Origin of the sequence: Flammeovirga sp. SJP92 (assembly GCF_001583495.1) — a bacterium.
Classification (GTDB): Bacteria; Bacteroidota; Bacteroidia; order Cytophagales; family Flammeovirgaceae; genus Flammeovirga.
This window is the reverse complement of record NZ_LQAQ01000120.1, coordinates 1-12,066: the sequence shown is the minus strand read 5'-3', so window position 1 is coordinate 12,066 and position 12,066 is coordinate 1. Positions and strand designations below refer to the sequence as shown.

At 37.0% G+C, this 12,066-nt stretch carries 10 protein-coding genes; 5 read left to right on the top strand and 5 right to left on the bottom strand.

The features are described from left to right. Positions 1-156: 156 nt before the first annotated feature. From AVL50_RS31800 to AVL50_RS31790, 3 genes are all read right to left on the bottom strand, one after another. Complete coding sequence (locus tag AVL50_RS31800; RefSeq protein WP_062621975.1) at positions 157-1,407, bottom strand: NAD(P)/FAD-dependent oxidoreductase; 1,251 nt, start codon at positions 1,405-1,407, stop codon at positions 157-159. Beyond that, the gene (locus tag AVL50_RS31795; protein ID WP_062621973.1) at positions 1,408-1,716 is read right to left on the bottom strand and encodes a 2Fe-2S iron-sulfur cluster-binding protein; all 309 of its coding nucleotides are present in this window, start codon (positions 1,714-1,716) and stop codon (positions 1,408-1,410) included. It abuts the gene before it with no gap. A 69-nt stretch (positions 1,717-1,785) separates the two neighbouring features. Further along, positions 1,786-2,964: a cytochrome P450 gene (locus tag AVL50_RS31790; protein ID WP_062621970.1), complete on the bottom strand. Its 1,179-nt coding sequence runs from the start codon at positions 2,962-2,964 to the stop codon at positions 1,786-1,788. Positions 2,965-3,303: 339 nt separating this feature from the next. On the opposite strand from AVL50_RS31790, the gene AVL50_RS31785 reads away from it, so the two are divergent. Further along, positions 3,304-3,594 (top strand): hypothetical protein, encoded by a 291-nt coding sequence (locus AVL50_RS31785; protein ID WP_157491773.1) that lies wholly within the window; start codon positions 3,304-3,306, stop codon positions 3,592-3,594. A gap of 92 nt (positions 3,595-3,686) precedes the next feature. On the opposite strand, the gene AVL50_RS31780 is transcribed toward AVL50_RS31785, so the two are convergent. Both AVL50_RS31780 and AVL50_RS31775 read right to left on the bottom strand, forming a co-directional pair. Then, positions 3,687-5,303 carry a calcineurin-like phosphoesterase family protein gene (locus AVL50_RS31780; protein WP_062621967.1) on the bottom strand — a complete coding sequence of 539 codons (1,617 nt, stop codon included), beginning with the start codon at positions 5,301-5,303 and terminating at the stop codon, positions 3,687-3,689. Between the two features lie 675 nt (positions 5,304-5,978). Then, positions 5,979-6,821: an AraC family transcriptional regulator gene (locus AVL50_RS31775; RefSeq protein ID WP_062621965.1), complete on the bottom strand. Its 843-nt coding sequence runs from the start codon at positions 6,819-6,821 to the stop codon at positions 5,979-5,981. 166 nt (positions 6,822-6,987) lie between these two features. Here AVL50_RS31775 and AVL50_RS31770 point away from each other — a divergent pair, with 166 nt between their 5' ends. The 4 genes from AVL50_RS31770 to AVL50_RS33240 form a co-directional block, all read left to right on the top strand. Beyond that, on the top strand, positions 6,988-8,109 hold the full coding sequence (locus AVL50_RS31770) for a Zn-dependent alcohol dehydrogenase (protein ID WP_062621963.1): 1,122 nt from the start codon (positions 6,988-6,990) through the stop codon (positions 8,107-8,109). After that, positions 8,102-8,917 carry an alpha/beta hydrolase family protein gene (locus AVL50_RS31765; protein WP_062621961.1) on the top strand — a complete coding sequence of 272 codons (816 nt, stop codon included), beginning with the start codon at positions 8,102-8,104 and terminating at the stop codon, positions 8,915-8,917. The genes AVL50_RS31770 and AVL50_RS31765 overlap by 8 nt, the downstream gene beginning before the upstream one ends. Before the next feature lie 50 nt (positions 8,918-8,967). Further along, positions 8,968-11,334, top strand: a complete 2,367-nt coding sequence (locus tag AVL50_RS31760; RefSeq protein ID WP_253764346.1) for an FdhF/YdeP family oxidoreductase — start codon at positions 8,968-8,970, stop codon at positions 11,332-11,334. A gap of 550 nt (positions 11,335-11,884) precedes the next feature. Further along, the coding region (locus tag AVL50_RS33240) for a hypothetical protein (RefSeq protein ID WP_157491771.1) at positions 11,885-12,066 on the top strand (182 nt) is incomplete at its 3' end.

The window sequence follows — 12,066 nt, the reverse complement described above, 5'->3', positions numbered from 1 at the left end:
ATGAGCTTCAAAGCACTAATGATGATGATGCTTAATATTAAGTCCACAAGGCACTTAAAATGAGGTAGTAGGTAAAAAAATAAATCCCATGAAATGGATCATGGGATTTAAACAAACTTTTATCAAACGTAAAATAAAATAGATTAACGACCGCCTCTATGCATTAATTTCTGTTTGAAGTAGAATATTTTTTGGTGCCAATTTTTCCTCTGGATTTATCACTTTCTGTTTGTCCAGCTTAGCATTTTGCTGGATCATTTTCATACCTACCACATAAGCCTTTGCATTATTGATAGCGTAGACAGAGCGTATTTGATCTCCTTTAAAAAACCAAATCGACCATTTATTCTCTTCTTCTTTTCTTATAATATGATTGTCAGCATCAATCGTTAAACCTGCGATCTGAAGTTTTACATCATACTGATCTGACCAGAACCAAGGTAAGCTGTTGTACTTCTCTGGGTTTCCTGTAATGGATTTGGCAACAATTTTTGCCTGATCAACCGCATTTTGTACCGATTCCAAACGGATTGCTTGACCATAGATAGCATTATAATGTGTATTGCAGTCACCTACTGCATAAACGTTAGCCTCTGACGTTTGACAGTATTCGTTGACTGCAATTCCATTATTGTATTTCAAAGCTAATTGATCACTGATGGTTTGATTGACATAAACGCCAACTCCCATTATAATCATATCGCATTCAAAAGATGTCCCTTTATCTGTGACAATGGTTTGAACACCACCTTCTGTTGTAATTGCTGACACACTAGATTTCAACTGAATCTGTACCCCATTTTTTTGGTGTAAATCCAATAAAAATGCTGATAGTTCATCGGCATTCACCTTAGGCAATAGCTTTTCTTCTCTTTCAAAAACAGTCACTTCTAACCCTAGTTTTTTTAAAGAAGAAGCCGTCTCTAACCCAATATATCCACCGCCAATAATTGCAACTTTCTGAACACCACTCTCCAATGCTGATTGTATCCCTTTCACATCTTGGATATTACGCATCACAAAAAGATGCTGAGCCGTATCAATTCCTTTGATTGGAGGGATGATTGGTGACGCACCTGTAGCAAGTACTAGAAAATCATAAGCAATCACATCACCATTCTGAAGTTCTACAGACTGCGTTTTTTTATCCACATCCACCACTTCCTGCTCTAAGAGCAACTCAATCTCTTCGTTAAGGTAGCTTTGCTCGCCTTTAAGTGGAATATACCCGCTTTCATCTTTCACCGTAAGATAGGTCTTAGAAAGTGGCGGTCTTTGATAAGGAAGGTTAGGATCTTTATCAATCACCACAATCCTTCCTTCCCATCCTTCTTTCCTCAAGGAGAAAGCCACATTCACACCTCCGTGACTTCCTCCAATGATTACACAGCATTTATTATTACCCATTTACTTCACAACATTAAGCACCACACCATCCAATGCTTCTGTCACTTGCAACTGACAGCACAAACGGCTATACTCATTTGCATCGTCATCAAGTTCCAGCATATCCTGCTCAATCTCACTTGCCTCCCCTAACTTATCTGCAGAAGCCGGATCTACTTGTACATGGCACGTTGCACACGAACACACTCCACCACAATCTCCATCGATTCCTTTCACGTTGGCCTGTACTGCCAACTCCATCACTGAACCCGAAGTTCCTTCTACTACAATGGACTCCTGATCCTTTGTTATAAATGTTATTTTAGCCATTTTTTATTAGTGTTATATTGGATGTCTCATTTCTGGCCCACGACTTAAGTCGTGGGCCAGAAATGAGGATTAATTAAAACTTACTGTAATATTTTTGAATCCTACTTTACGGTCAAACTCTCCCCACTCTTCTATATTTTCTTTCGCTTCTTTGATATCAATAGCAGTCACTTTTTCTGCTAAAGAAGTCAATAAAATCTTCAAAATCTGACGAGCATGTGTTGCTCCTAGACAATTATGCGTACTGAAACCAAAGCTGACATGAGGGTTTACTTTACGGTCTAAAACTACTTCATTCGGATTTTCAAATGCGGCAGAATCTCTATTTGCAGAAGCCCAGCATAATGAAACTCTAGAATCGTTTTTGATGGCATGCTCACACACTTGAGTATCTTCCGTCACTACTCTTCCCATGTGAGTTAACGGTGCGAAATAACGCACTAATTCTTCTACTGCTCTACCCGTAATTTCTGGTTCTTGAGCGATTCTTTTTAAAGAATTTGGATGCTCTGCAAAGTAGGCAATTGAGTTTGTCACTGCATTAATTACTGTGTCTCTACCACCTGCAAACGTTAAGATCATCACACCTTTCACCTCTTCCTTTGTCATCTTTTTACCATCTACTTCAGCAGAAAGTAATAATGAGTAAAGGTCATCACCTGGATTCTTGCTCGCTTCCTCAATTTTTTCATCCAGATAATCAAAAAGAATATTGGCCTTACTGCCATCCAAGGAAGTTTCTTCAGAACGGAAAACGTGAACGCCCCAATCAATCCAAATTTCAGATTCTTTGTAAGGGACATTCAATAAAGTAGTCAATGCTCGTGATTGAAGCTTCAATGAAAAGTCTTCTACTACCTCAAACTGTTCCTTCGTCAACGCTTCATCAATCAACTCATCAATGATCGTCTTTAATTCTTTTTGGTATTCCTCACCTAAAGGTCTCTTGAACCAAGGCTCTACCAAATCTCTATATGATTTATGCTCTGGTGGATCCACCTCGAATGGAATCTGACGGATATCTCTAATATGAACTTCTGAAGGCACAACAATACGTCCTGGCTCAGCACCAGAAATAAACGTTTTCCAGTTATGTGCTGTCTTACGAACATCCTTCAGACGTAATAACATTGTGACAGGATCATTCTGATCATCAATTTCACCGTATCCTTTTTCGATTCTTGCTTGCTCAAATGGATCTGGGAATTCGCTTAGTTTGGTTTTCTTATCTTCTTTCAAGTGTTCCATACCTTGTGCTGTTTGAGTGTAAAAAAATCAAGCATAAGAGCACTTATCTTACCTATTTTAATTTAGAAGTTATAGGTACAAAGGCAGAAGTAAATGGGTAATTTTCGTTTACTTTTGTCTTGGTACTTTCATTGAGTTATGATTTCTAATGCTTGAGTGATACCACAAAGTAATGGAGTTGAAAAGGGCAAATCTTTCTGTTTTTTCGTTAATTAGTTATGTATTTTATCTTATTTAAATTAAAAAGTGATTTTTAGAGGTAAAAAACAGAAATAAAGGGGTTGCTTTTTGAAATTTGAGATGTATCAGCTTTATTACATTCAACTAAACAGTAGCATCATGAACTTCATATCTAAAGCAAACAAAGGGACATCGGTTTTAATCTTACTTCTAAATCTTTATTATATTCCAATGACACTGAAAATTATCATTGCAAGAGGTGGACCTTGGGGTTATGGTTTACTTGCATTACCCATTTTTTTGACTTTCAATCTATGCCTTATTTCTGCTTATCATGGGTTTCGAGGTAAGAATTCTGAAAGTTTAGGGTTATTGATGTTTAATTTGATAGCTAGTGTTGTTGGAGCTTATATTTTATATGAACTCGCATTCAAGCTTTATTTTGAATAATAAGAACTGGTGTTTTTATGGTTCCCGTGAGCCACAAAGCATTACGAACACATCCTCAGTCCACGATTTAAATCGTGGGCTGAGGATAAAGATTAATGGATATTATACCAATCCACTTCTTCATAATCACCATCAAAATTACCTTTCGTAAAAATACGATGACCTTTAAATTCCATTCCTGAAGGATCAACCGCTTTCACTTTGATAATATGACTGCCATCTTTAAAATCTTCAGGAAATTCCCCTACCCAAATATGTGAAGGTATATTCTTCGGGTAGCCAGGTCCAAGATGAGATTTTTGATTGGATATTTTTAATGAATCTCTTAAATAAATTCTTCTCGCTGTTGGATCTACTATTTTATCTCTTCGCTCCAATTTTTGCCATTCCCCACCGTCTATCTGAGCATAAGCTTCTGTATGAATCGAACCTGCCCAAATATTCGCTAAGAAGTTGTTTTCTGTCAATCCCTCTGGAATATGTATCGTTGGATCTTTCTTCGCATTTAATGGTTGATACACCCAAATCTTCATTTGCTTTTCTTTTGGTTTACCCGATGCTTTATACTCCATATTGACTTTATTACCGTTAAAATGAGCTAAGTAATACCCTTTTGGAGAGCCACATCCCATTACGCCATTCGGAATACCATCAAGATCTAACTCTCCACCCCACCATAATCCACAGACTGCACCTGTTACTACATCGTGTAGGACTTTATTATCGCCATAAGGTAAATACAAATGAGTCATAGAATGAAGATGCCCTGAAAACGATTTTACATGAGGGAAATCTTTAATCACTTCCATCAGTTCATCTCTACTTTCCTGCATCATATGTCCTAATGGAATATGCTGTAAAAAGACGATTAGTTTTTCTTTTGGCACTGTAGCTAAATCATTTTTGATCCATTCCATTCTGTTTTTAGGAATAAAATCTTTGTATTGAATGCCTTTGATTGTCGTTACATTATTGATGGCGATAAAGTGCACATCACCAATATTAAAAGAATACTGATCTGGTCCATAGTATTTTTTGAAGCCACTAAAGTCTTCTGTCAAATCTTCAATATCATAGTTTCTATCATGGTTCCCTGCCACCGGATAAACAGTGGTTGTAAATTGTTTAAAAAGCTCATTTAGAGCTGGAAAAATCATGGCATTATCATCACCCATATCCCCTAACATTACTGCACCTTTCAAATTAGGATATTGATATAATTCCTCCGCTACTTCATGAGCATAATTGACTTGATGCTGATAGCGTGCCTGAATATCACCAAGCATTGCCATTGTAAAAGCCTTAGATTCTTCAATTTTTCTTAAAGGGAAATTCAATTGCTCAGGTACTTCCGCATTTTGTGCTACGGTTGGTGCATACGATTCGGCAGTGGGTTCAGGGTAGAAATGTAAAAAATCGGCCATGGTATGATAGCTGTTCTTTCTTAATTCATAACCGCTTGGTTTACTTACAAAAATGGTTTGTTTCGGTTGAAGAGGTAATTCATAAAAACCTTTCTCGTTGGTCAACACTACTTCTAAACCATTCGATACCGCCACTCCTTTTACGAGCGGTTCGCCTTTGTCTAGTACGCCATTTTGATTGATGTCTTCGAATATATATCCGCTGACTTTGGTGGGTAGTTTTTTGGAAAATGCTTCGGTATGAAGCCAGAATAATAACGGTAGTAATACAAAAAAATGTCTCATTGTTTGTTTAAGTTAATTGTCCAAATTTATTTAGATTAAAACACAAATTCGCTTTCTGTTAGTAATTACTCCTCAAAAAATTGAGTTTTATTGAATGAGATAAAGATAGACAATTATCGGTGTTACAAGACTAAATTTTCTTATATAATTTCCTAAATTCTAAAGGGCTGTAATTGTTGTACTTTTTAAATTGCAGATAAAAATGATAGACTCTCATTACCGTCTTTAGTTCCTCGTTTTCAATAATGTAATAATATATTTTAACATGCTTGGATTAGAAAACTGTCAATAAATAAAATATTTTTGTAATACTCTGATTGAAATGAAATAAGCAACTTTAAATTTCAATTATATATCGCTCTAAAAACTCACTTATTAATTTTTTAAATATTTAAAACCTAAGAGATATATTAGAGCGTGTTTGAAATAAGAGCATGTTTGGAATAGCTCTTATTGCAAATCCACTTTTATTCAGCTCAACCTATCCATACACTACCCACCGTACACACTGTACGCTATTCACCGTACTGCTTATACACTATACACCGTACGGTCTGTACGGTGTATAGTGTATAAGCAGTACATAAATACATTGTAAACTACTATTCATGGATATTTGTGGTTTTTAGAAATCAGGAGGCTTCTAATGACCTACAAGGTTTCAATCTCTAACACTTAAATTTTCTTATACAATTTTCTAAATTCTAAAGGACTGTAATTCTTGAACTTTTTAAACTGTTGATAAAAAAACGGGAGACTTTCGTAACCGCATCTATACCCTATCTCTGCCACTTGCATATCAGTTTCCAGCAAAAGACGGCTGACTCTATTAATCCTATATTCATTGAGAAAAACAAAGAAAGGACGTTGCATTGCTTTGCTAAAAAACCGTGAGAAAGACTGTTCTGTCATATTGAGTTCTTGGGCAATTTCAGATAATCTAATTTTCCGATCATAATTTTCAGCTATAAAATTCTGCACCTTCTCTATTCTATCATTCAAAGCCGTAGACTCTTCATAAGCATAGGACGCCCCTGCCAAGTATTCTCTCTTTTCAAGGCGATTCATTTCTTTTAAAAGAGCAATTAAATTCAAATACCTTTCCAACCCATTACTCTCTATCACTACTTGCATTTTTGCTTTAATATCAAATGACGACGGGTAATGGAACAGAATGCCTCTGTTGATGTTTTTAAACAATGACTTGATTTCATCAAATTCTAAAATATTATTCACCACTTCTTTAGGCCATTGGATCACTAAAGATTCTGCATTTTCACGTTCATCAATGTCGTTTTTCCAACAGTGCGGTAAATTCGGCCCCAGCAAAACCAATTCCCCTGGTTGATAGCCAGATATATTATTCCCTACATAACGGTTTCCAACACTATTCAGAATAAAAGTCAGTTCATATTCTGGATGGACATGCCAAGGTGTATTAAACTCTTTCTGTGAGTATTTAAAAGCACGAATATTAGAAGAGTCTTGTGTAACGACCTTCTCAAAAAAAGCCTTCATAGATTAAAAAATGATGTATTTTAATCACTAAAATAACACAATAGTCATATAAAATACAAAATAGATAACTTTTCAATCAAAATAGAGAAACTCTTTCGTAAGAAAACAGAAGACATTTGCTATCAACAACACAAGTTATCTCAACTCCTCAAACATTTTTTACACTATGGGAATACAATGCAAGGCCGCTATTGGTCATGGACAAGGAACGTTTACGATCGAAAATATAGAAATAGGTGAGCCAATAGACGATGAAGTAATCATCAAAGTCATGGCGGCGTCACTGTGCCATACGGATCATGATTCACTACACTGGGGCAAAGACATTATATTAGGTCATGAAGGGGCTGGAATTGTAGTGGAAACAGGCCCAAATGTAACTAAACTAAAAAATGGAGATTCAGTCATATTAAACTGGGCTACTCCATGTATGAAATGCGATCAATGTCAAGATGGCAACCAACATATTTGTGATACCAACTCTCCGGTGGTTGCTGGCGGAAATGGTCATACTCCAGGCCACTCTCATTTAGAAGGCAACCTTTGGAACGGAAAACCTATTGAAAGATCTTTCAACTTAGGTACTTTTTCAGAATATACATTAGTAAAAGAGTCGGCTTGCGTCAAAATGGATAAGGATATTCCAATGGCTTCAGCAAGTTTGATCAGCTGTGGTGTGATGACAGGTTACGGATCTGTGGTGAATGCTACTGATATTTCTGCTGGTGATACTGCCGTGGTTTTAGGAACTGGAGGTGTAGGACTAAATGCTATTCAAGGTGCAAAAGTCTCTGGTGCTGAAAAGATTATTGCTATTGATATCAACATGGAAAGGCTTCAAATGGCCCTTCAATTTGGTGCTACTCATACTATCCTTGCTGATAAAGACGATAAAGGATTGCTGAAAGCCGCTCAAAAAGTAAAGGAAATGACAGGTGGAAGAGGTGCCGATTATGCTTTTGAATGTACGGCTATTCCGGCCTTGGGTGCCGCACCTTTGGCTATGGTCAGAAATGCAGGTACTGCTGTTCAAGTGAGTGGTATTGAGCAAGAAGTTCTGATCGACATGAGCCTTTTTGAATGGGACAAAATCTACATCAATCCATTGTACGGAAAATGCCGTCCTGAAGTAGACTTTCCGAAACTTGTAAACCTTTATAAGAAAGGTGATTTATTGCTTGACGAAATGGTTACTAGAACCTACCCTCTAGAAAAACTTGAACAAGCATTTGATGATATGTTGAAGGGTAGAAACGCTAAAGGGGTATTAATTTTCGATCATGAGTAAGTCAAAATTTAGAACAACAGAATTATCCAATCCAAAATTTGAAATGGATGGACTTCGTTTTATCACAGTAAAAACGAACAACCTCAAAGGAAGAGGTGATATATGTGTTTTTGTGCCTGAAGGTGATCATAAAGATCTGCCGATTGTCACATTGCTTCATGGTGTATACGGAAGTGCATGGATCTGGTGCATGATGGGCGGTGCTCACGTCACTGCTAACCGATTAATCAAGGAAGGAAAAATTAAACCGGTGATTTTAGCCATGCCGTCAGATGGTTTATGGGGTGATGGTTCTGCTTATAATGACCATCATGACTATAGTTTTGAGAAGTGGATTGCCGAAGATGTACCTCAAGCTGTTAGAGAAAATATTCCTCAAACCAGTGAGGCTTCTCCTTTGTTTATCTCAGGATTATCAATGGGTGGTTTTGGTGCTTTGAGAATTGGAGCAAAATATGGTCATCAATACGACGGTGTGAGCGGACATAGTTCCATTACAGAAATTCAACAGATGGAATTATTTGTGGAGGAAAAATTGGACAACTATGCTCAGGAAAACCGTGAAGATGAAGATGTATTAACTGCCGTTCTTCAACATAAAGAGAACCTACCTCCATTCCGTTTCGACTGTGGCAATACGGATGAATTAATCACTTTCAACAGAGTATTGCATCAACAACTCAATGAAAATAATATTGAGCATGTATACGAAGAGTTCGAAGGGGGACATCAATGGGAATACTGGTACGAACACTTAGAGGATACTTTATTATTTTTTGATAAAATCGAAAAAACAGTCAATAAATAGCTACTGTTTACGATTTTGATTATTTTGAATTATTACTATCGAAAAAGTCCATGAAATTTACTTCATGGACTTTTTCAAACACCCTCTATTACACTCACGACACTCAAATGGAAACCAAGAATAACAAACTCCAAACCGTTGAAGAAGCAATTGGTCCTGTTAATTTTACGGGCCTTAAGTTGACGGCACCACCCCAATATGCTGCAGGTGTGACAGCCGTAAAAGTAGCTTTGGAACATGCCATGAAAGAAATGGGTTTAGCGAAATCTATTGCTACGCTATCAAAATTAAATCAAAAAGAAGGCATTGACTGTCCAGGCTGTGCGTGGCCCGACCCTGAGCATCGATCCAACTTGGGTGAATTCTGCGAAAATGGTGTGAAAGCCATTGCAGAAGAAGCAACCAATAAAAGGGTAACTCCTGCTTTTTTTGAACAATATTCTGTCAAAGAAATGAGTCAATGGACTGATTTTAAAATTGGAAAAAGTGGAAGGATTACTCATCCCATGATTTTGAGAGAAGGTGATACACATTATTCCCCCATTGCTTGGGATGAAGCTTTCGATCTCATCGGTAAGCATCTTCACCTTTTAAAAGACCCTAATCAAGCGGTCTTTTATACGTCAGGAAGATCCAGCAATGAGGCTGCCTTTTTGTACGGGCTTTTTGCCAGAAAATTAGGCACCAACAATATGCCTGACTGTTCCAATATGTGTCATGAGTCAAGTGGAGCAGGACTTTTTCAAACGCTCGGTATTGGCAAAGGGAGTGTTACATTAGAAGATTTCCAGCATGCAGATGTAGTGATGGTAATAGGACAAAATCCTGGTACCAACCACCCACGTATGTTGACGGCATTAGAAAAATGCAGGCAGAAAGGTGGCAAAGTTGTCAGCGTTAACCCACTAAAAGAAGCGGCGCTTGTTCGCTTTAAAAACCCTCAAGAAGTAAAAGGTGTCGTCGGCAGTGGTTCGGCAATTTCAGACTATTATCTTCAAGTCAAAATCAATCAAGATGTTCCTCTTTTAAAATACATCATGAAAAGGTTATTGCAGATTGATCGAAAGAAAGGGAATGTTATTGATTGGAATTTCATTAAGAATAACACCAGTGGTTCGGAAGACCTGTTCAAAAACCTTGAAGGGTTTACCAAAAAAGATTTATTGGAGCAAACAGGTTTATCTGCTGATGAGGTAGAGCCGATTGTAGAGCTTTTAGCACAAAAGAAAAAAGTGATAATTTGCTGGGCAATGGGACTCACGCAACATAAAAATGGCGTTGATAATATTCGCGAGTGTGTCAACCTTTTATTACTTAAGGGCAGTATAGGAATTAAAGGCGGAGGTACTTGTCCTGTGAGAGGACACAGTAATGTGCAAGGAGATCGAACAGTGGGAATTACCCATCACGTTTCTGCCAAACTCAATGCTTCATTTGAAAGGACATTTAACTTCAAACCTCCAACAGAGGAAGGTCTCGATGTGGTACATTGTATTAAAGCCATGTACGAGGGAAAAGCAAAAGTGTTTATGGCACTCGGAGGCAATTTCCTTTCTGCCGCCTCTGATACCAATTACACCGCAAAAGCTCTTCAAAACTGTGACTTGACGGTTTCAGTCAGTACCAAACTCAATAGAACACACCTCATAACGGGAAAAACTTCATTGATCCTTCCAACTTTAGGACGAACTGAAAAAGATGAATCAGATGGAAAATCAAGATTTGTTACGGTTGAAAATAGTATGGGAAGGGTACACCGATCTGTAGGTAGAATCAACCCTGCCTCTGAATACTTGATGAGTGAACCGGAGATTGTCAGCAGAATTGCCAAAAGTTATTTTAAAGAAGATTTTTCTATTCCATGGAACCGCCTTGGAACAGATTATGATTTCACCAGAAGTAAAATTGCAGAAGTATTTGATGGTTTTAAAGATTATACGGAGAGAAGTAAAAAGTCGGGTTTCGATTTGCCAAACCATACACGAAGAGGTGATTTCTCGAAGTTACCCGGTGGAGTTGCCAAATTTACCGTCAATCAGCTTCCTCAACATGAACTAAATGAAAATGAGTTCTTAATGATGACTATTCGCTCTCATGATCAGTACAATACCACTATCTACGGTCTGGATGACCGCTATAGAGGTATTTTTAATGAAAGAAGGGTTGTGCTTATCAATCTTAAAGATATCAGCAATTTAGGTTTAAAAGCCAATGAAATTGTAGACTTAAAAAGTGAATACAATGGTGTGGAACGTAAAGCAGAAAACTTCATCATAGTACCTTATGATATTCCTGAAGGAAACCTTGCCTCTTACTTTCCTGAGGCAAATGTTTTGATTCCCAATGATCAGTTTGCGACAATAAGTAATACGCCTATTAGTAAATCTGTGAGGGTAAGTATTTTGAAGAAAAATTAATTGCAAAATATCGTGCACCATGACTGAAGTCACGGGCTTATGGGAAGCTATCCTTTTTTACATCTTTTGATAAAAATATTTGAACTACTCGTATTTAGATGAATTTACGATCAGGTAAACCATTGAAATATCTTAAGTTTAAAATGAAAGACGAAAAGAGGAATATCTTCCCAAAAGCCCATAATTTTAATTATGGGTCTACAAACCACCCAACTCCTTGGAACCTTGAAATTATTTACAATACACCCCATTTCACCCATCTTTAAAACACTCTTCCTTTCTGCTAAAAACTAATAACATCACACAAAAACAGTCTTTAAAATTCAAAAAACAATCCATCATACCCTTATAGGTTGTTGTATACTTTAAAATAAAGGGGGAAGATCAAAAAAGTCTATTATCATTACGGTTGAACACCCTATACTTTCCATTTCATCGGTTATGTTGTATTATGTTCAGTGCATCTAAGCAGTTGAACAGTGAACTACTTATATCCATCATTTACTCCAAATTTCAACATTCGGAAAATGATATTAACGAATCAACAGAAATGAATAAAATTAGAATTACTCTTTTGGTCTTAGTGACCTTTTTTTCGACTTCCAAAACACTCTACGCACAAAAGCAACCTAACATCCTATGGATTGTAACAGATGATCAACGCTATGATGCAATCAGTGCATTTAATAAAATAATTCATGGACAGAAAAATAGTAAGTTAGGTAGAAAGTC

What these genes read in the sequence shown, in the direction of transcription:
- AVL50_RS31800 (WP_062621975.1), bottom strand. Translation starts at nt 1,407, where the DNA reads ATGGGTAATAATAAATGCTGTGTAATCATTGGAGGAAGTCACGGAGGT.
- AVL50_RS31795 (WP_062621973.1), bottom strand. Translation starts at nt 1,716, where the DNA reads ATGGCTAAAATAACATTTATAACAAAGGATCAGGAGTCCATTGTAGTA.
- AVL50_RS31790 (WP_062621970.1), bottom strand. Translation starts at nt 2,964, where the DNA reads ATGGAACACTTGAAAGAAGATAAGAAAACCAAACTAAGCGAATTCCCA.
- AVL50_RS31785 (WP_157491773.1), top strand. Translation starts at nt 3,304, where the DNA reads ATGAACTTCATATCTAAAGCAAACAAAGGGACATCGGTTTTAATCTTA.
- AVL50_RS31780 (WP_062621967.1), bottom strand. Translation starts at nt 5,303, where the DNA reads ATGAGACATTTTTTTGTATTACTACCGTTATTATTCTGGCTTCATACC.
- AVL50_RS31775 (WP_062621965.1), bottom strand. Translation starts at nt 6,821, where the DNA reads ATGAAGGCTTTTTTTGAGAAGGTCGTTACACAAGACTCTTCTAATATT.
- AVL50_RS31770 (WP_062621963.1), top strand. Translation starts at nt 6,988, where the DNA reads ATGGGAATACAATGCAAGGCCGCTATTGGTCATGGACAAGGAACGTTT.
- AVL50_RS31765 (WP_062621961.1), top strand. Translation starts at nt 8,102, where the DNA reads ATGAGTAAGTCAAAATTTAGAACAACAGAATTATCCAATCCAAAATTT.
- AVL50_RS31760 (WP_253764346.1), top strand. Translation starts at nt 8,968, where the DNA reads ATGAAATTTACTTCATGGACTTTTTCAAACACCCTCTATTACACTCAC.